17 protein-coding genes and 1 pseudogene are annotated in these 20179 nt (G+C 57.2%); 6 read left to right on the forward strand and 12 right to left on the reverse strand.

What is annotated here, in order from left to right:
- Genes BH714_RS07780 through narI form a run of 4 tightly spaced genes read left to right on the forward strand, consistent with a single transcriptional unit; the run spans nucleotide 1 to nucleotide 6654 of the window.
- Entirely contained in the window at nucleotides 1–3741 is a 3741-nt protein-coding gene (locus tag BH714_RS07780; RefSeq protein ID WP_040017575.1) for a nitrate reductase subunit alpha, read from the forward strand.
- Nucleotides 3738–5282 carry a nitrate reductase subunit beta gene (gene narH, locus BH714_RS07785; protein WP_020884050.1) on the forward strand — a complete coding sequence of 515 codons (1545 nt, stop codon included), beginning with the start codon at nucleotides 3738–3740 and terminating at the stop codon, nucleotides 5280–5282. The genes BH714_RS07780 and narH overlap by 4 nt, the downstream gene beginning before the upstream one ends.
- Nucleotides 5282–5977 (forward strand): nitrate reductase molybdenum cofactor assembly chaperone, encoded by a 696-nt coding sequence (gene narW, locus BH714_RS07790; RefSeq protein WP_025204126.1) that lies wholly within the window; start codon nucleotides 5282–5284, stop codon nucleotides 5975–5977. The genes narH and narW overlap by 1 nt, the downstream gene beginning before the upstream one ends.
- The gene (gene narI / locus BH714_RS07795) at nucleotides 5974–6654 is read left to right on the forward strand and encodes a respiratory nitrate reductase subunit gamma (protein ID WP_014170231.1); all 681 of its coding nucleotides are present in this window, start codon (nucleotides 5974–5976) and stop codon (nucleotides 6652–6654) included. Before narW ends, narI begins: the two co-directional genes overlap by 4 nt.
- Nucleotides 6655–6696: 42 nt before the next feature.
- Here the strand turns inward: narI and nhoA are convergent, their stop codons facing one another.
- Nucleotides 6697–7542: an N-hydroxyarylamine O-acetyltransferase gene (gene nhoA, locus BH714_RS07800; protein ID WP_020884048.1), complete on the reverse strand. Its 846-nt coding sequence runs from the start codon at nucleotides 7540–7542 to the stop codon at nucleotides 6697–6699.
- A gap of 143 nt (nucleotides 7543–7685) precedes the next feature.
- Here nhoA and BH714_RS07805 point away from each other — a divergent pair, with 143 nt between their 5' ends.
- Nucleotides 7686–8261, forward strand: a complete 576-nt coding sequence (locus BH714_RS07805) for a flavin reductase family protein (RefSeq protein ID WP_020884047.1) — start codon at nucleotides 7686–7688, stop codon at nucleotides 8259–8261.
- 42 nt (nucleotides 8262–8303) lie between these two features.
- Here the strand turns inward: BH714_RS07805 and fusA are convergent, their stop codons facing one another.
- Nucleotides 8304–10403, reverse strand: a complete 2100-nt coding sequence (gene fusA / locus BH714_RS07810) for an elongation factor G (protein WP_040017577.1) — start codon at nucleotides 10401–10403, stop codon at nucleotides 8304–8306.
- A gap of 160 nt (nucleotides 10404–10563) precedes the next feature.
- Here fusA and BH714_RS07815 point away from each other — a divergent pair, with 160 nt between their 5' ends.
- Nucleotides 10564–10863, forward strand: a complete 300-nt coding sequence (locus BH714_RS07815) for an ArsR/SmtB family transcription factor (RefSeq protein WP_014170235.1) — start codon at nucleotides 10564–10566, stop codon at nucleotides 10861–10863.
- Between the two features lie 43 nt (nucleotides 10864–10906).
- Here BH714_RS07815 and pptA read toward each other — a convergent pair whose 3' ends face one another.
- The 10 genes and pseudogenes from pptA to BH714_RS07870 all read right to left on the reverse strand — a co-directional run bounded on the left by pptA (nucleotide 10907) and on the right by BH714_RS07870 (nucleotide 19991).
- Nucleotides 10907–11137 (reverse strand): tautomerase PptA, encoded by a 231-nt coding sequence (pptA, locus tag BH714_RS07820; protein WP_040017580.1) that lies wholly within the window; start codon nucleotides 11135–11137, stop codon nucleotides 10907–10909.
- A 37-nt stretch (nucleotides 11138–11174) separates the two neighbouring features.
- Complete coding sequence (locus BH714_RS07825) at nucleotides 11175–11792, reverse strand: glutathione S-transferase family protein (RefSeq protein WP_020884044.1); 618 nt, start codon at nucleotides 11790–11792, stop codon at nucleotides 11175–11177.
- A 40-nt stretch (nucleotides 11793–11832) separates the two neighbouring features.
- Nucleotides 11833–12720: a transporter substrate-binding domain-containing protein gene (locus tag BH714_RS07830; RefSeq protein ID WP_040017582.1), complete on the reverse strand. Its 888-nt coding sequence runs from the start codon at nucleotides 12718–12720 to the stop codon at nucleotides 11833–11835.
- Nucleotides 12721–12729: 9 nt separating this feature from the next.
- The gene (locus tag BH714_RS07835) at nucleotides 12730–13503 is read right to left on the reverse strand and encodes an amino acid ABC transporter ATP-binding protein (protein ID WP_014170239.1); all 774 of its coding nucleotides are present in this window, start codon (nucleotides 13501–13503) and stop codon (nucleotides 12730–12732) included.
- The gene (locus BH714_RS07840; protein WP_020884042.1) at nucleotides 13487–14413 is read right to left on the reverse strand and encodes an amino acid ABC transporter permease; all 927 of its coding nucleotides are present in this window, start codon (nucleotides 14411–14413) and stop codon (nucleotides 13487–13489) included. The genes BH714_RS07835 and BH714_RS07840 overlap by 17 nt, the downstream gene beginning before the upstream one ends.
- Before the next feature lie 9 nt (nucleotides 14414–14422).
- Nucleotides 14423–14932, reverse strand: coding sequence for a GNAT family N-acetyltransferase (locus tag BH714_RS07845; protein ID WP_020884041.1), 510 nt, complete (start codon nucleotides 14930–14932; stop codon nucleotides 14423–14425).
- Between the two features lie 9 nt (nucleotides 14933–14941).
- Nucleotides 14942–17205 (reverse strand): annotated as a pseudogene (locus BH714_RS24305) (NtaA/DmoA family FMN-dependent monooxygenase).
- A 16-nt stretch (nucleotides 17206–17221) separates the two neighbouring features.
- Complete coding sequence (locus BH714_RS07860; RefSeq protein ID WP_040017585.1) at nucleotides 17222–18343, reverse strand: amidohydrolase; 1122 nt, start codon at nucleotides 18341–18343, stop codon at nucleotides 17222–17224.
- Complete coding sequence (locus BH714_RS07865; RefSeq protein WP_040017586.1) at nucleotides 18322–19341, reverse strand: LLM class flavin-dependent oxidoreductase; 1020 nt, start codon at nucleotides 19339–19341, stop codon at nucleotides 18322–18324. Before BH714_RS07865 ends, BH714_RS07860 begins: the two co-directional genes overlap by 22 nt.
- 110 nt (nucleotides 19342–19451) lie before the next feature.
- The gene (locus BH714_RS07870) at nucleotides 19452–19991 is read right to left on the reverse strand and encodes an AAA family ATPase (RefSeq protein WP_025204120.1); all 540 of its coding nucleotides are present in this window, start codon (nucleotides 19989–19991) and stop codon (nucleotides 19452–19454) included.
- Between the last annotated feature and the right edge of the window lie 188 nt (nucleotides 19992–20179).

Here is a 20179-nt window from a genome sequence, read left to right on the forward strand (position 1 = left end):
ATGAGTAAACTGTTGGATCGCTTTCGCTATTTCAAACAAAAAGGCGACAGCTTCGCCAGTGGACACGGGCAGGTGTACAACACCAACCGTGACTGGGAGGACAGCTACCGACAGCGATGGCAGTTCGACAAGATTGTGCGGTCCACCCATGGCGTGAACTGCACGGGCTCCTGTAGCTGGAAAATCTACGTCAAAAACGGCCTGGTTACCTGGGAAACCCAGCAGACCGACTACCCGCGTACCCGCCCCGACCTGCCTAACCACGAGCCGCGCGGCTGCCCGCGCGGTGCAAGTTATTCCTGGTACCTTTACAGCGCCAACCGGCTGAAATACCCGCTGGTGCGCCGCACGCTGATCGAACTGTGGCGTGACGCGCTGGCGCAACACAGCGATCCGGTGCTGGCCTGGGATGCCATTCAGAACGATCCGCAGAAGAGCCGGAGCTACAAGCAGGCACGCGGACACGGCGGATTTATCCGCTCCAGCTGGAAAGAGCTAAACCAGCTGATTGCTGCCGCCAACGTCTGGACCATTAAACACTACGGCCCCGATCGCGTGGCCGGTTTTTCACCGATTCCGGCGATGTCGATGGTCTCGTATGCCGCCGGGACGCGTTATCTCTCTCTGCTGGGCGGCACCTGTCTCAGCTTTTATGACTGGTATTGTGATTTGCCGCCCGCCTCGCCCATGACGTGGGGCGAGCAGACCGACGTGCCGGAATCCGCAGACTGGTATAACTCCAGCTACATCATTGCCTGGGGGTCTAACGTTCCGCAAACGCGTACGCCAGATGCCCACTTCTTTACCGAGGTCCGCTACAAAGGCACCAAAACCGTGGCCATCACCCCGGACTTCTCCGAGGTCGCCAAACTGAGCGATCAGTGGCTGGCACCCAAGCAAGGCACCGACAGCGCGCTGACGATGGCAATGGGCCACGTGATCCTCAAAGAGTTCCATCTCGACAACCCCAGCGAGTACTTCCTCAACTACTGCCGCCGCTACACCGACATGCCGATGCTGGTGCTGCTGGATGAACAGGCCGATGGCCGCGTGGTGCCGGGGCGGATGCTTCGGGCTTCTGATCTCACGGACGGGCTGGGAGAAGCCAATAATGCTGAGTGGAAAACCGTCGCCTTTGATATCGCCGGCGATCTGGTGGTGCCGAACGGGTCCATTGGTTTCCGCTGGGGCGAAAAAGGCAAATGGAACCTGGCGCCGCTGGCGGCAGATCATGAAACTGAGCTCACCCTCTCGCTGCTGATTACCCACGACAGCGTGGCAGAGGTGGCATTCCCCTATTTTGGCGGCAATGAAAATCCACACTTCCGTAGCGTCAAGCAGGATCCGGTCCTGACGCGCCGTGTACCGAGTAAAACCCTGATGCTGGCCGATGGCAGCCAGAAACGGGTGGTCAGCGTCTACGATCTGATTCTCGCTAACTACGGTCTCGATCGTGGTCTGGAAGACAGCAACGCGGCGGGCAGCTATGACCAGATCAAAGCTTACACTCCCGCCTGGGGCGAACAGATCACCGGCGTCCCGGCTTACCTGATAGAGAAAATTGCCCGTGAGTTTGCCGACACGGCGCACAAAACGCACGGCCGGTCGATGATTATCCTCGGTGCCGGGGTGAACCACTGGTACCACATGGACATGAACTACCGTGGGATGATCAACATGCTGGTGTTCTGCGGCTGCGTGGGTCAAAACGGCGGCGGCTGGTCACACTATGTGGGTCAGGAGAAGTTGCGTCCGCAAACCGGCTGGCTGCCGCTGGCGTTTGCGCTGGACTGGAACCGTCCCCCGCGCCAGATGAACAGTACGTCGTACTTCTACAACCACGCCTGCCAGTGGCGTTATGAGAAGCTGACCGCGCAGGAGTTACTCTCTCCGCTGGCGGACGCGACAAAATTCACCGGTCACCTGATCGATTTTAACGTCCGGGCAGAGCGTATGGGCTGGCTGCCCTCGGCACCGCAGTTAAACCTCAATCCGTTGCACATTAAAGCCCGGGCCGACGCCGCCGGCATGACCCCGCAGGAGTACACCGTGCAGGCATTAAAATCGGGCGATATACGTTTCGCCTGCGAACAGCCTGACAACGGTAAAAACCACCCGCGCAATCTGTTTGTCTGGCGGTCTAACCTGCTTGGTTCTTCGGGGAAAGGTCACGAGTACATGCTCAAATACCTGCTCGGTACCGAAAGCGGCATCCAGGGCGAGGATTTAGGGTCGACGGATGACGTTAAGCCCGAAGAGGTGGAGTGGCAAACTCAGGCCATTGAGGGCAAGCTTGACCTGCTGGTGACGCTCGATTTCCGCATGTCCAGCACCTGCCTGTTCTCCGATATCGTGCTGCCCACTGCGACATGGTATGAAAAAGACGACATGAATACGTCGGATATGCATCCGTTTATTCATCCGCTTTCAGCTGCCGTCGACCCGGCCTGGGAATCCCGCAGCGACTGGGAGATCTACAAAGGTATTGCCAGCGTTTTCTCAGAGGTGTGCATCGGCCATCTTGGCACCGAAACGGACGTGGTACTGCAGCCGCTGCAGCACGACTCCCCGGGGGAACTGTCACAGCCGTTTGATATTCAGGACTGGCGCAAAGGCGAATGCGATCTCATTCCGGGTAAAACGGCGCCGACGATTGCGGTGGTCGAACGGCATTATCCGGAAACCTACGAGCGCTTTACTTCACTCGGCCCGCTGATGGACAAACTCGGCAACGGCGGGAAAGGCATTTCATGGAATACCCAGAGCGAGGTCGATTTCCTTGGCAAGCTGAACTACGTCAAGCTTGATGGCCCGGCAAAAGGACGCCCGCGTATTGAAACGGCGATTGACGCCTCTGAAGTGATCCTCGCCCTCGCCCCTGAAACGAATGGCCAGGTGGCAGTGCGAGCCTGGCAAGCGCTGGGCGAACTGACCGGTCGCGATCACACCCATCTGGCGCTGAACAAAGAAGATGAGAAAATCCGCTTCCGCGATATTCAGGCCCAGCCGCGGAAAATTATCTCCAGCCCCACCTGGTCGGGCCTTGAGAGCGAGCATGTCTCCTATAACGCCGGTTATACCAACGTTCACGAGCTTATTCCCTGGCGCACCCTTTCCGGTCGTCAGCAGCTGTATCAGGACCATCCGTGGATGCGCGCGTTCGGGGAGAGTCTGGTGGCCTATCGCCCACCGATTGATACCCGAAGCGTTAGCCATATGCGCGAAATCCCGCCGAACGGCTTCCCGGAGAAGGCGCTGAACTTCCTGACGCCACACCAGAAATGGGGCATTCACTCGACCTACAGTGAAAACCTGCTGATGCAGACGCTGTCACGCGGGGGGCCTATCGTCTGGATCAGCGAAACCGATGCCAGAGAGTTAGGCATTGAAGACAACGACTGGATCGAAGCCTTCAACGCCAACGGGGCCCTGACCGCCCGGGCAGTGGTGAGCCAGCGCGTCCCGCCGGGCATGACCATGATGTACCACGCGCAGGAACGTATCCTGAATATTCCGGGTTCAGAAGTCACCGGTCGTCGCGGCGGGATCCATAACTCGGTGACGCGCGTCTGTCCCAAACCGACACACATGATTGGCGGCTACGCCCAGCTGGCGTACAGCTTCAACTATTACGGCACCGTCGGCTCTAACCGCGACGAGTTCATCATGATCCGCAAAATGAAAAACATTAACTGGCTGGATGGCGAAGGTCGGGATCAGGTACAGGAGGCGAAAAAATGAAAATACGCTCACAGGTTGGAATGGTGCTGAATCTCGACAAATGCATTGGCTGTCACACCTGCTCGGTCACCTGTAAAAACGTCTGGACCGGGCGTGAAGGTATGGAATATGCGTGGTTCAACAACGTCGAAACCAAACCGGGGATTGGCTACCCGAAAAACTGGGAAGATCAGGAGGAGTGGCAAGGCGGCTGGGTACGCGGGATCACCGGCAAGCTGACACCGCGTCTCGGCGGGCGCGTGGGCGTGCTGTCAAAAATCTTTGCCAACCCGTCCCTGCCCGGCATTGATGATTACTACGAGCCCTTCACGTTTGATTACCAGGATCTGCACCGTGCACCACAAGGCGATCACCTCCCGACGGCCCGCCCGCGCTCGCTGATTAGCGGCAAACGGATGGACAAAATTGTTGGCGGCCCGAACTGGGAAGAACTGCTTGGCGGCGAGTTCGAAAAACGCGCCCGCGACCGCAACTTCGACAAGATCCAGAAGGAGATGTACGGCCAGTTTGAAAACACCTTCATGATGTACCTGCCGCGCCTGTGTGAACACTGCCTGAACCCGAGCTGCGTGGCCACCTGCCCGAGCGGTGCCATCTACAAGCGTGAAGAAGACGGCATTGTGCTGATTGACCAGGACAAATGCCGTGGCTGGCGCATGTGCATCAGCGGTTGCCCGTACAAGAAAATCTACTTCAACTGGAAAAGCGGAAAGTCGGAGAAATGCATCTTCTGCTACCCGCGCATTGAGTCTGGCCAGCCAACCGTCTGTTCGGAGACCTGCGTCGGGCGTATTCGCTATCTGGGCGTGCTGCTGTATGACGCGGATCGCATTGAAGAAGCGGCCAGCACCGAACATGAAACCGACCTCTATGAACGCCAGTGTGACGTATTCCTTGATCCGCATGACCCGGCGGTCATTGAAGAAGCCTTCAAGCAAGGTATTCCGCAGAACGTGATTGACGCCGCCCAGCGTTCCCCGGTTTACAAGATGGCGATGGACTGGAAGCTGGCCCTGCCGCTGCATCCGGAATACCGCACCCTGCCGATGGTCTGGTACGTTCCGCCGTTGTCACCGATCCAGTCTTACGCAGACGCGGGCGGCCTGCCGCTCAACGACGGCGTGTTACCGGCGGTCGAAAGCCTGCGCATACCGGTGCAGTATCTGGCCAACATGCTCAGCGCGGGCGATCCTGCTCCGGTGCTGCGCGCCCTGAAACGCATGATGGCCATGCGTCATTACAAACGCTCTCAGACCGTTGAAGGCGTGACCGATACCCGCGCCATCGAAGAAGTGGGCCTTAGCGTCGAGCAGGTCGAAGAGATGTACCGCTATCTGGCGATTGCCAACTACGAAGATCGTTTCGTGATCCCCACCAGCCACCGCGAAATGGCGCGCGACGCCTTCCCGGAACGCAACGGCTGCGGCTTCTCCTTTGGCGACGGGTGCCACGGTTCCGACACCAAATTCAACCTCTTTAACAGCAGCCGCATAGATGCCATCAACATCACCGAAGTGCGCGACCACGGGGAGGGAGAGTGATGCAGATCCTCAAAATCATCGCCCTGCTGATTGAGTATCCCGATGAAACATTATGGGAAAATCGCGAGGAAGCACTTTCCCTGATAGAACAGGATCTCCCTGCGTTACTGCCCTTTGCCCGCCAGCATCTGGATGCCGCGCTGCTGGATAAGCAGGCCGAATGGTGCGAGGTGTTTGAGCGGGGTCGTGCGACCTCGCTGCTGCTGTTTGAGCACGTTCATGCTGAATCCCGCGATCGCGGCCAGGCGATGGTCGACCTGATGAGCCAGTACGAAAAAGCCGGCCTGCAGCTGGACTGTCGCGAGCTGCCGGACTATCTGCCGCTCTACCTGGAGTATCTCAGCCTCGTCACCGACGACGAGGCCCGCGAAGGGCTACACAACGTTGCGCCGATCCTGGCGCTGATTGGCGGTCGCCTGAAGCAGCGCGGCGTGGCGCATTATCAGCTGTTCGATGCGCTCCTGACGCTCGCAGGCACGCGTCTGACCAGCGACAGCGTGGCGAAACAGGTTTCCACCGAGAAACGGGATGATACCCGCCAGGCGCTGGACGCCGTCTGGGAAGAGGAACAGGTCAAGTTTATCGAGGACAACGCCACATCGTGTGATACCTCACCGATGCAGCAATATCAACGACGCTTTAGCCAGGACGTTGCCCCGCAGTATGTCGACGTCAGTGCGGGAGGCCCAAAATGATCCAGTTTCTGAACGTCTTTTTCTACGATATTTACCCCTACCTGTGCGGCACGGTTTTTCTGGTGGGAAGCTGGCTTCGTTATGACTACGGGCAGTATACCTGGCGCGCCTCCTCCAGCCAGATGCTGGATAAGCGCGGCATGGTGCTGTGGTCGAATCTGTTCCATATCGGGATCCTGGGGATCTTCTTCGGACATCTTTTCGGGATGCTGACGCCGCACTGGGTTTATTCGTGGTTTCTGCCGATGTCGCAGAAACAGCTGATGGCGATGATTCTGGGTGGCGTTTGCGGCGTGCTCACGCTGGTGGGCGGTGCGGGATTATTGATTCGCCGGCTGACGAACCCGCGTATCCGGGCGACCTCCTCCACGGCAGATATCCTGATCCTCTGCATTTTGCTGGTGCAGTGTATTCTTGGGCTCACCACCATTCCGTTTTCCGCGAAATATCCCGACGGCAGCGAGATGCTCAAGCTGGTGGACTGGGCGCAGTCGGTAGTGACCTTCCGCGGTGGCTCGTCCGAACATCTGGCGGGCGTGGCGTTTATCTTCCGTGTCCATCTGGTGCTGGGCATGACCATTTTCCTGATCTTCCCCTTCACCCGACTGGTGCACGTCTGGAGCGCGCCGGTGGAGTATTTAACGCGCAGGTATCAGGTGGTGAGATCGCGCCGCTGAGTGTTGCCGGGTGGCGCTACGCCTGAGCGCAGCGCCACCGTTCTATTTCCCGGCCTGAGGATGTGTATCAAACCCGGCCATCACCGCCGTCAGCGCGTCCAGCGAAAACCCGTGTTTTGGATCGTCAACGCCCAGTCCAAACCGTGACTGCATCACCTGATACAGCGCGTTCGCGTCGGGAAGATGGACCTGCTCTTCCGCATGCCCCTTCTGCCAGTGGGTAAAGTTAAAGTTGGTCAGGGTCAGCTTTCCGCCGTCAGGCAGATGGCGACACATCAACAGATGGTGGCGAAAATGGGATTGCGGCCAGTGCGCAGACCAGAAGTTGCCCATCACGTAATCGCTGAAATACTGTGTTGTCAGATCAAAATGGTACATCGACTGCCAGTGATCGTGGTGGCTGAACTGCAGGATCCAGTCGTTGCCCTCGCTCAGCAAACGGTACAGCCCGTGGGGTGTCTCCTGCTCCTCGTTGGCGAGCAAACGAATCGGCGCCGTCAGCGTCTGTCCGCCAAAACCGACGTCGGCAATCCAGCGCTCGCCGTTGAGTTCAACCAGCAGCAGACGATGCGTACGCGGCGGCATCTGTGGCGGACTGGCTAAGACCACGCGGCCCAGCACGCTGCGAACCGTAAAGCCCACTTCACGCAAAACGCGTTCGAACAGGCCGTTCTGCTCAAAGCAATAGCCTCCACGACGCGCCGTCACCAGTTTGTCGACCAGGCACTGATCTTCCAGATGGATCTCGCGCGGCATCACGACGTCAATATTCTCGAAGGGGATCGCGCAGTTGTGGTGTAGATGCAGCGCCCGCAGGGTGTCGATGTCAACCTGAACAGGCTGTTGCCAGCCCGTACGGGCAAAATAAGCACTCAGAAATGGGGACATGATTCGCTTCCATGATGTGATGTTCCCTGTTTATAAACTATTTTCCGGCCTCCATATGCGCAAAAGTGCTTTTTGCGGGTGCATCTTGATTTCGGCTCCCCATCAGACGTTTAATGCCAGAATACCTGCTGAGAGGAATGTTCATGAGCGCGTTTCGTCCCGTTGAATTAAAGCATGCCAGCCGTCTGCTGAACCATGGCCCTACGGTGCTGATTACCAGCCGCGATGAGTCTATCGACCGTCGTAACGTCATGGCCGCGGCCTGGTCGATGCCGGTAGAGTTTGAGCCACCGCGTATCGCAATTGTGGTGGACAAAAGCACCTGGTCGCGCGAACTGATTGAGCGCAGCGGAAAGTTCGGTATTGTCATCCCCGGCGTGGCAGCGGCTAACTGGGCTTACGCCGTCGGCAGCGTGAGCGGGCGCGACGAAGACAAGTTCAACTGCTACGGGATCCCGGTTGTGCAAGGTCCGGTACTCGGACTGCCGGTGATTGAAGAGAAATGCCTGGCGTGGATGGAGTGTCGTTTACTCCCGGTTACCGCAGCCGCAGAAAAATACGACACGCTGTTTGGTGAGGTTGTTTCGGCAGCCGCAGATGAACGCGCGTTTGTCGCCGGACGCTGGCAGTTTGACGGCGATAAGCTGAATACCCTGCATCATCTGGGGGCCGGGACGTTTGTGACCAGTGGGAAAATGGTAAAGGCGCTGGAAAAATAGCCTATAAAAAAAGCCCTCTCCGCGAGGGAAAGGGCTTTTAAATTACTTCGCGCGCCGTGCAATAATTTCATCCGCAACATTACGCGGTGCTTCCGCGAAATGATGGAATTCCATCGTGTAGGTCGCGCGGCCTTGCGACATCGAACGCAGCGTCGTGGCATAGCCAAACATCTCCGCCAGCGGCACATCCGCGCGAATAATCTGACTACCGTACTGCTCTTCCATTCCCTGCACCATGCCGCGGCGGGAAGAGAGATCGCCCATGATGTTGCCGGCGTACTCTTCCGGTGTTTCCACCTCGACATGCATGACCGGTTCAAGAATCACCGGGTCCGCTTTGCGAGCGCCCTCTTTAAAGCCGAGGATCGCCGCCATGCGGAACGCCATTTCCGAGGAGTCGACCTCGTGATAGGAGCCAAACGTCAGGGTCGCTTTCACATCGACAACCGGATACCCCGCCAGGACACCGCTGTTCATGGCTTCGCGCAGGCCTTTCTCCACATACGGAATATACTCGCGCGGGACAACGCCGCCCTTGGTGGCATCTTCAAACACAAAACCACTGCCGGGCTCTAACGGTGCCAGACTGAGCACCACATGGCCGTACTGCCCTTTACCGCCGGACTGTCGGACAAATTTCCCTTCGATATCCTTCACCGCTTTACGCAGGGTTTCACGGTACGTGACCTGTGGGCGACCAATGTTCGCCTCAACGCCGAACTCACGCCGCATGCGGTCAACGATAATCTCAAGATGTAACTCACCCATCCCGGAGATAATTGTCTGGCCGGACTCTTCATCGGTGTGCAGACGAAACGAAGGGTCTTCCGCTGCCAGGCGCTGCAATGCAATGCCCATTTTCTCCTGATCGCCTTTGGTTTTCGGCTCAATCGCAAGCGAGATAACCGGGTCCGGAAACTCCATCCGTTCCAGCGTGATGACGGCATTCGGGTCGGTGAGCGTGTCACCGGTTGTCACATCTTTCAACCCAACGCAGGCCGCGATATCGCCCGCGCGCAGCTCATCCACTTCGTGGCGATCGTTAGCATGCATCAGCACGATGCGCCCAATGCGCTCTTTCTTCCCTTTCACCGGGTTGTACACCGCGTCGCCTTTGCGCAGCACGCCAGAGTAAACGCGGATAAAGGTCAGCTGTCCGACGTACGGGTCGCTCATCAGTTTAAAGGCCAATGCGGAGAACGGCTCGTTGTCGTCTGGATGACGCTCGGCATGCTGCCCATTCTCATCCACACCATCAATGGCGGGCACGTCCAGAGGCGACGGCATCAGTTCAATGACCGCATCGAGCATGCGTTGCACGCCTTTATTTTTAAACGCGCTGCCGCACAGCATCGGCTGGATTTCACCGGAGATGGTCCGCATACGCAGCCCCCTGATGATTTCCGCTTCCTCTAAATCACCCGTTTCCAGGTATTTATCCATCAGCTCATCGCTGGCTTCCGCCGCCGCAGAGACCATTTTTTCCCGCCATTCCTGCGCAGTACTCACTACGTCATCCGGCACAGGAGCATAGGTAAACACCATGCCCTGGGTAGCATCGTCCCACAAAATGGTACGCATTTTGATGAGATCCACCACGCCGGTGAAGTGTTCTTCTGCCCCCACCGGAATAACAATCGGGACCGGATTCGCTTTCAGACGCTCCTGCATCATTCGCACGACGCGGAAGAAGTCCGCACCCGGGCGGTCCATTTTGTTGACGAAGGCCAGCCGCGGGACATGATATTTGTTCGCCTGACGCCAGACGGTTTCCGACTGCGGCTGCACGCCACCGACGGAGTCATACACCATGACAGCGCCGTCGAGTACACGCATGGAACGTTCCACCTCAATGGTGAAATCCACGTGGCCCGGGGTGTCGATAATGTTGATCCGGTGCGGTTCAAAGCCCCGGTCCATACCTGGCCAGAAACAGCTGACTGCCGCAGAGGTAATGGTTATCCCGCGCTCTTGCTCCTGTGCCATCCAGTCGGTAGTTGCCGCGCCATCGTGTACTTCACCCAGTTTGTGGCTCATACCGGTATAAAACAGGATGCGCTCGGTGGTGGTCGTTTTACCGGCATCGATATGCGCGGAGATACCGATGTTGCGATAACGTTCGAGAGGGATGGGTCGGGGCATAATATTTCCTTAGTCATTAAGACTGCGTTGTGACGACCGGGATGGTCGCGTGTTCGTTCGTTTGCTATAATAGTCCTATTGTACGAGTATTATCGAACTATTTTTTTACGGTTGACCTATTGTTGATATAGCTCAATCTGACACCAGACGCAGGAAAACGATGATCCCGAACCACCCTGAAACTGAACAAATACTGCTGGAAAATGTGCTTTTTGCCCTTGGTAACCCGCTACGGCTGTCGATTATCCGCAGGCTGGCCGATGGCAGCGAACTGAGCTGTAACGCGCTGCGCCCGGACGAGGTGGTGAAATCGACGATGACCCATCACTGGCGCGTGCTGCGCGACAGCGGCGTGATTTGGCAGCGCCCGCAGGGACGAGAAAATATGATTTCACTGCGCAGAGACGATCTTGATGCCCGCTTTCCGGGGCTGATGGCAATATTGCTGCAGACGAAGTAACGCGTGTGTCGTGTCGGGCGACTCCGCGCCGCCCGACCCTCTCTCATATTGAATAGCCGGGTTTCTTAATTAAGTGATCCAGGTTGGGTTCAATTTCGGTATCCCAGACCTGCGCTTTCCAGTCGGCTTCCTGCACTTCATTCAGGGCGACCGAAATAGAGCGATCTTTACTGTTCAGATGACGGGTAATCACCTCGGCAATATCCGCCGCCAGCGCGGTTTTTTGGTCGTCGTTCAAATCACGGGGAAAACATTTGATATCTACGTGTGGCATATGCAGGCTTCCAGTTATGAATGTGAGTTCCACGTTATCAGATTATCTCGTTTGCCTTTAACACCTTGTGCAGTTCCGCCAGCTGGCACACGGTATCCGCAATCGCCGTTATCTTCGGCGTATTCGCCGCAAACCATGCATGGCGAGGCCCCCAGGTGCGTGCAACCGTGATGTAGACGTCAAGCAGCGTCAGCCGTTCCCCGAGTGCAAAAGGGGTGGCACTGAGCTGGCTGTCAAACCACAGATAGAGTGATTTTCGGTATTCAATACAGCTGTTTTTCAACTGCTCCGGCGCATCCGGCACCCAGCGTTCAGGGTAGTCGGCGTAGGTAAAGGTGGGATAAACGTTCGCAACAAACCAGATGAGCAACCGCTGAAACTGCTGCCGCTCAGCCTGGCCGACGGCAGGCGCAAGATCGGGACATCTGTCCAGCACCATCAGCGCAATCGCCGCCGTTTCGGTCATGATCGCCCCGTTCTCCAGTTCCAGCGTGGGTACCTGACACAGCGGATTGCGTGCTTTCAGCAACTCACGCTGCGGACCGGGCTGGTCAAACCCGTCCACGTTGATAAATTGATAAGGGATGTCTGCCAGCGTCAGCATCACTTCACTGATTGCCGATCCCCAGCCGGGTACGCCATAGAGTTTAATCATGTTGCCCCCTCCGAGATGAAAACCCTAAGTGTAGACATGACTAATAGGTTATCCCAGGCGGGTTCACGTCGGATTGCGTCACCGCTTCGCCCTCTTCCCCCCAGCGTGCCAGCACCCGCTGGTACTCTCCACGCGTAATAGCGCCCTCCAGCGCAGCCTGCAAAGCATAAACCAGCCCATTGCCCTTTTTGGTCGTTGTGGCGACATAGGCTCTCTTCGGCCCGAGACCCACTACGCGCGTTTTGCCGGTCAACGCCGCTTTATAGGCGGATACGGATTGAGGCCCGAAGAACACATCCGCCCTGCCGGACTGAATATAGAGGTTGCCGGAAGCATCATCGGTCAGATAGACCGGCAGCGCAGGCTCACGACCGGCTTTTTTGTTCTCTTCATTCCAGCCCAGCAGAATGCGCTCCTGATTGGTCCCGGAACCGACAATCACCTTTTTGCCTGCCAGATCTTTTGCGCTGTTAATCGCCTGGACCGCGCTGGTGGATTTCACGGAAAACGCCAGTGAGTCGACGCGATAGGTCGCAAAATCAAATTTCTCTTTTCGCTGTTCGGTCACCGCAATATTCACCAGCGCCACGTCATAGCGTCCGGAGCTGATCCCCAGCGGCCAGTCTTCCCAGGCCGTGGGAACCAGCTTCAGCTTTAACCCCAGACTGCCCACCAGCAAGCGGGCAATATCCGGATCGCTGCCAATCCGCGTCCGGTTATCGCTGGCAAGCAGCGCCAGCGGTGGAGAGTTGAGCGCTGAGATCGCTACCGTGAGCGTGCCCGGCTCAACAAATTTATAGTTCGCGGGGATCTTCGCGACGGCCTGCCGATCTACCGTCACCGGCAGCGGCTGCTCGTTGGCGTGTAAATCGATACCCGCATGGCTCGCGGTCGTAAAAGCCAGACCGGCCAGAAAAGCATATTTCATCTGCGCTCCTTACAGCACTTTTGACAGGAACTGGCGCGTTCGCGGGTGCGACGGACGGGTTAATACGTCGTCACTGCTGCCCTGCTCCACAATTTTGCCGTCGACCATAAAGACCACCTGATCCGCCACTTCCCGGGCAAAGCCGATCTCGTGGGTGACCACCACCAGCGTGGTACCCGAGCGGGCGAGCTTTTTAATCACGTCCAGCACTTCGCCAACCAGTTCCGGGTCGAGCGCTGAAGTGGGCTCATCAAACAGCATTACCCGGGGACGTAACGCCAGCGCGCGGGCAATGGCAATACGCTGCTGTTGGCCACCGGAGAGATGGCGCGACCAGGCGTCGGCTTTATCGCGCAGCCCGACCACATCCAGCAGGCTGTATGCCCTTTCAACGGCTTCTTTCTTACTCAGTTTTTTATGGGCGATGGGCGCTTCAATCAGGTTTTCCAGCACCGTGAGATGCGGAAAGAGATTAAAGTTCTGGAAGACATAGCCCACATTGACGCGCTGCTTGAGGATCTCTTTCTCTTTCAGCTCGTAGAGTTTGTCACCCTGACGGCGGTAACCGATGTAATCACCGTCAATCTGGATAAACCCTTCGTCGACGCGTTCCAGATGGTTAATGGTGCGCAGAAGCGTCGATTTACCCGATCCGGAAGGCCCGAGGATCACCGTTACCGATCCGGGCGGGATCTCCAGCGAGACGTTATCAAGCGCTTTATGGCGGCCAAAAAACTTACTGACGCCGGTAATCGAAATATGCCCTTCAGGAGAGGTTTGCATGGACGGGCTCCTGTACTGATGCGGTGGATACGGAACGGACGCGACTGGCTACCCGGTTTTGATTAACGGCTGAACGACGTTCGCTGCGGGCAAGCCCGCGCTCCACAACATGCTGAATGGCAGACAACACGGTGGTAATCACCAGATACCAGACCGCACCGACCATCAGCAGCGGGATAACCTCCTGCGTGCGGTTATAGATCATCTGAATGGTATAGAAGAGTTCCGGCATCGCCAGGACATACACCATGGCCGTACCTTTCGCGAGACTGATAATTTCATTAAATCCGGACGGCAGAATCGTGCGTAGCGCCTGCGGCAAAATGATACGCACCGTGCGACGCCAGGCTGGCAGACCGAGCGCCGCCGCCGCTTCATACTGACCATGATCCACCCCCAGAAAACCGCCGCGAATGATCTCGGCGGTATACGCGCTCTGAACCAGCGTCAGTCCCACCACGGCGGTGGAAAACTGTCCCAGCACGTTGATGGTTTCGAAGCGACCCCAGGTAATGGCGGTGAAGGGTACGCCAAGCGAGAGCGTGTCGTAGAGATAGGAAAAGTTATAGAGAATGATCAGAACCACAATCAGGGGCAACGAACGAAACAGCCAGATATACCCCCAGGCCAGGCTGCTCAGCAGCCAGGATGAAGAGAGCCTCGCCAGCGCCAGCAGGCCGCCGATGACCACGCTCAGCGCAGTGCCGATCAGGGTCAACAGCAATGTCTGCCCTACGCCTTCGAGGATAACCGGATCAAAGAACCAGCGGGCAAAGACAGACCACTCCCAGCGCGGGTTAAAGGCCACGGACTGAATGACCACCGCAAGCACAAACAGCGCCACCACGGCACCGACAGTCCGCAGCGGATAACGCGCCGGGACCACCTTAATGGTTTCAACGTTGCTCATCGTCATTCCTCATGCTGTTTTACTGAACGCTTCACTGATCAGCGTTTTGGTGAAACGCAGCCGGCCATCAAACGGCGGCTGGCTGTACTCTTCCGGATCGCGGTTCAGATCGAACTGCGGCTGATAGCCCTGGCTGATATAGAGCCTGACCGCTTCCGGCTGACGAAAACCAGTGGTGAGGTAGATCTGGCTGTAACCGGCCTGTACCGCCCGACGCTCCAGCTCCTGGACGACGCGGGCCGCCAGCCCCTGTTGACGCAGCGCCTTGTGCGTCCAGATTCGTTTGATTTCAGCGGTGCGTTCATCAAACGGTTTATACGCGCCGGTGGCGATGATGTCGCCGTCACGCTCAAGGACAATAAACAGCCCCTGCGGGGCCAGGTACCACTCCGTGAGCTCCACTTCCGCGTCTTTAGAGAAGTAGTCGCCATAGCGGGCGGCATATTCACCGAATAATCCGTCGATAATGGGCTGAAGATCGGCGTCTTCCGGTGACACGTCCCGAAATTGCTCGCGCATAGCGCCTCCTTAGTCACCCAGTCCTGCCGGGTTCACTTCTGATTGAGGGATACGTTCTACCCCTTCCCCCCAGCGGTTCAGCACTTTGTCGTAATCGCCGTTTTTGATGACCCCGTTAAGTGCAGTCTGTACCGGCTCGACCAGGCCGCTGCCTTTTTTCAGCGTCACCGCAATGTGCGCCGCCTTCGGCCAGCCGCCGTCGACAATCCCAACCCGTTTCGTTTTCCCGGTCAGCGCCGCTTTCCATGCGCCAGTCACGTTCGGGCCAAAGAACGCATCTGCGCGGCCTGACTGGAGAGACAGGGTTTGTGATGCATCGTCTTTGGTGTAGATCGGGGTAAACGGCTTCAGGCCTTTCTTCACGTTCTCCGCATTCCACGCCAGCAGGATAGCCTCCTGGTTGGTCCCGGAACCTACGATGATGCGCAGCCCGGCGATGTCCTCCGCCTTCTGCAGCGAGGTAATCGGACTGGTCGATTTCACATAGAAACCGAGGGAATCTTTACGGTAAGTGGCAAAATCAAACTTCTCTTTGCGCTCTCTGGTCACGGTGATGTTGCTGATCGCCGCATCGTATTTCCCGGAGACGACGCCGAGAGGCCAGTCCTCCCAGGAGGTTGGCACCACGTTCAGCTCCAGCCCAAGGCTGTCGGCCACCAGACGGGCAACGTCCACCTCGCTTCCGAGCAGCGTTTTATTGTCGTCGGAAAAAACGGTCAGCGGCGGTGAGTTAAGCGCGGCAACCGCCACGGTGAATTTGCCCGGCACGGCGAAGCGATAATCTTTCGGCAGTTGCGCGATGGCGTCGCTGTTTTTGGCGGTGTTGACGGGCGTTTTGTTGGCTTCCAGGCTCACGCCAGTGCCATTAATGTTAACATTCTCTGCCCAGACGGCAGGGGAAAAGGCCAGCGCAAGCGCCAGAATAAGCGATGATTTCTGCATAACGAGGTTCTCTATTATTGTTGTGTGAACTGGTTTTGCGGTTCGTCTAAACCCAGACTGTCGCGCAGCGTAGTGCCGGGATAGTCGGTGCGGAATAACCCGCGGGCCTGTAACACCGGGACAACCTGGTCAACAAAACGCGGGAATGTGTCCGGCGTTCCACCCTGAATAATGAAGCCGTCCGCGGCGAATGCCTCAAACCAGCCCTGCAGACCGTCTGCCACCTCCTCCGGCGTACCGGAAAAGCGCGGGCGCGGGGATGCTGCTTCGAGTGCAACCTGACGCAGGGTTAAGTTGCGTTCGCGAGCATTACGCTTAATTTCATCGGTCGTGCTGCGAAAACTGTTTTTACCCAGTTCACCGATGTCCGGGAACGGCTCGTCGAGCGGGTACTGGCTGAAATCGTGATGTTCGAAATAACGGCCGAGGTAATTCAGGGCATCGTTAATCGACACCAGAGCCGCGGTTGTCTGATACTGGTTCTCCACGTCCTCCGCGTCTTTGCCAACAATCACGCTGACGCCCTGAAAAATATGTAAGTCCGATGCCCTGCGGCCATTCGATTCAAGCTGGTGTTTCACGTCGCGATAAAACGCTTTGGCTTCCTCTAACGTTTCATGATGGGTAAAAATGGCGTCAGCATGTTTCGCGGCCAGTTTTTTTCCGTCATCCGATGCACCTGCCTGAAAAACAATCGGGCGTCCCTGCGGCGTGCGGCCAATATTGAGCGGACCGGCCACCTGGAAGAAATCGCCGTGGTGATCAAGCGTATGCAGTTTTGCCGGGTCAAAGAACTGCCCGCTCTCTTTGTTGCGCACAAAGGCATCCCCCTCCCAGGAATCCCAGAGTCCTTTCACCACGTCGAGGTATTCATCCGCTATCCGGTAGCGCAGCGCATGTTCAGGGTGTTTCTCGCGCGAGAAGTTTTTCGCCGACCCTTCCAGCGGTGAGGTCACCACGTTCCAGCCTGCGCGTCCGTTGCTCAAATGATCCAGGCTGGCAAACTGGCGCGCCACGGTAAACGGTTCGCTGTAGGAGGTCGATAAGGTACCGACCAGACCGAGGCGCGACGTCAGACTTGCCAGTGCAGACAAGACCGTTAACGGCTCAAACCGGTTTAAGAAATGCGGGATGGATTTCTCGTTAATATAGAGGCCGTCGGCGACGAATAAAAAATCAAGCTTCCCCTCTTCGGCTTTTAACGCCGTGGCTTTTACAAAATCAAAATTAATGCTGGCATCGGCGACCGCCGCCGGATGACGCCAGGCAGACATGTTCCCGGAAGCACCATGCAAAATGGTTCCCAGCCGCAATTGTCGGGTTGCAGACATATTCACCTCTTCAGAATTAAACGTGTTGCAGGGCTTTTTCCGCAAGCTGTGCAAAATAGCGGGCAGCGGGCTCAATTAATGCTTCATCCGGGTTGAAGGCCGGGTGATGTAAACCGAACGGACTGGCGCTGCCGATGCTGACAAACGCCCCGGGGACCTGCTGCAGATACACCGCGAAATCTTCCCCGCCCATATGCAGCTCGGCGTGCTGCGTTTCATACCCAGATTCTCTGGCGACGGCGGTGGCAAATTCGGCCCAGTGTGCGTCATTGACCAGCGCGGTAGGCCCGGCGTACCAGGTAATGTCGATCTGCGCGCTAAACGCGCTGGCAAACCCGGCGGCAATTTCGCCGACGCGTGCTTTCACATTCTGCTGCACTTCCACGCGGTGGGTGCGAAGCGTGCCTTCCAGCTCAACGCTTTCCGGCAGGACGTTCCAGGTATTGCCCCCGGTAATGCGCGTGACGCTCAGCACCACGGAATCAAGCGTGTTGACGTTGCGGCTGGCAACGCTCTGCAACGCCGTTACCAGCTGGCTCGCCAGCACGATGGCGTCGTTACCTTCATGCGGACGTGCAGCATGCGCGCCTTTACCGGTAATTCGGATAACAAACCGGTCGACGTTGGCGTAGAACGGCCCACCGCGGGTGGCAAATTCCCCGACCGGCAGCCCCGGCTCGTTATGCATCCCGAAGATGGCACTGACATCACGTAAGGCACCGGCCCGCACCATACTTTTCGCGCCGCCAAAGTTCTCTTCAGCCGGCTGAAAAAGGATCCGCACACGCCCGTTTAAAGACGCTTCACGCTCTTTAAGCTTTAACGCCGCCCCGAGGATCACACTGGTATGAATATCGTGTCCGCAGGCATGCATCACACCCGCACGCTGTGAACTAAACGGCACGCCGCTGCGCTCTTCAATGGGCAAGGCGTCAATATCGGCCCGCAGCGCAATCAGCTTTTTCCCCGTGCCAATTTCGGCCACCACGCCGGTCTGAAGCGCATAAGGCAGCGGCGTAATGCCAGCCGTAGTCAGCCACTGACGCAGGCGAGCGGTCGTTTCGACCTCCTGGCCGGACAGCTCCGGGTTCTGGTGCAGCTCCCGGCGCCAGGCAATCAGTTGTTCGTCAAAACGCATACGGCGGCCTCCTTGTTAAGCTTCGCCTGCGCCAGCAGACGCAGGGACTGTATTCGCGTTACGCCATCCGCAACGGGCGTATCAATAATGAATTCATCAATGCCCCATTTTTCGTGCAGGGCGTTCAACTGTTCCAGCACCGATTCAGCTGTTCCCGCCAGCAGCGACTGTGCCCGACGGGCAATGCGCACCGGCTCGCTGCCCGCCTGTCGGGCAAAGGCATAGGCCTGCTCTTCGCTGGCCACGGTGACGCGCTGCCCATTTGCCAGTTCGACGCCCCAGACTTCAACCTGTTGTGCCAGTGCCTCCGCCTCAGCCTGCGACTGGGCGACGATGACCTGCACCGCCACAATCGCATCCCGGGCGCTGTGGTTACGCCAGGTGGTGATGACTTCACGCAGCAGCGCCGGATCCCCATTCAGGTGAGCAGCAAAGACAAAATGCCAGTCAAGTTTCGCGGCCAGCAGCGCGCTTTCGGTACTGGCCCCCAGCAGGAACCCCTGCGCCGGAACCGGCGGCAGCGGCGTCGCGCGAACGGCCTCGTCCACCGACTGATTTTCCGGCTGGATCCAGTGATGAAGCTGTGTCAGCTGTTCGGCAAAACTGCCTTTTTGCTGTTGATCGAGGCCCTGTTGCAGCGCCCGGGTGGAGAGCGGCAGGCCGCCTGGGGCTTTCCCGACGCCCAGATCCACGCGCCCGGGAGCAAGCGCGGCCAGGAGGTTGAAATTTTCTGCGACTTTGTAAGGGCTGTAGTGCTGGAGCATGACGCCACCAGAGCCCACGCGGATACGCCGTGTTTGCCCGAGGATCCAGGCGATTAACAGTTCGGGTGAAGGGCTGGCCAGCTGGGGCGTGTTGTGGTGTTCGGCAATCCAGAAACGGTGATAGCCCAGATTTTCTGCCTGCTGTGCCAGCGCCAGGGTTCGCGCCAGTGCATCGGCAGCCGTTTCGTTTTCAGCGATGGGGCTTTTATCCAGAATACTGATTCGCCAGGACATGTTGCGTTCTCGTTTGACTTAACATGTCGTCATTATTAAAGGCGTATTTCACCTCTGAGAAACAATTAATTTACATTTGGTTTGCCGGAAATCAGATATATAAATCCATGCTACGCGTGTGACTTAAGCGATGAAATGAGGTTTTCCACCTCACTGCGGCGGGTAATGCGGACAAAATGAATATGGGCGTATTGCGGGTCTACCATATCGCGTGCATAACGTGCGCGGTTGCTGCGCCAGGTTTTGATTGTCCAGATAATAATGGACTCACGGCTCAAGAATGAGCGACGAAAACTCTCACAGTTTCCCGTACCGGGCCACAGTTCCTGTTTGTGCCAGGCGCGCGTGAACGCTCGGGTGACAGCCTGATACAAAGTTCGGGCGAACCCATAATCCACCCACACCACCCGATCCACGTCTCGCCATTTCACAGGGCGCGTACGGTTATAGTTGCCATCAAGCACCCACTCCGCTGACGCCTTTAGCGTCGTCTCCAGTTTTTCCAGCAAGATAGCGTCCGGGGTGCCCTGCCAGTCCGGACACCAGTAAAGTCGGTCCATTTCGATGTAAGGAATATCCAGTTCTGCGGCGATACGCTTCGCCAGGGTGCTTTTTCCACTCCCGCTGGTGCCAATCACATTCACTTTCACCCTGTTGCCCCCTGTTGAAGAAAAACCCTTAAAGCATAGCGTTTTCATCTTGTTAACGAAACGCTATTTCGGCGGGTCAGTTTACGTCGAAGAGTGATCTCCCGCTTTTAATTTGCCTTATGGCGTTTATTTGCAGGGTGCTACAAAAACGCACCGATAAATATTTTCATTTTTATTACATCGAATGC

Source organism: Enterobacter ludwigii (assembly GCF_001750725.1).
Lineage (GTDB): Bacteria > Pseudomonadota > Gammaproteobacteria > Enterobacterales > Enterobacteriaceae > Enterobacter > Enterobacter ludwigii.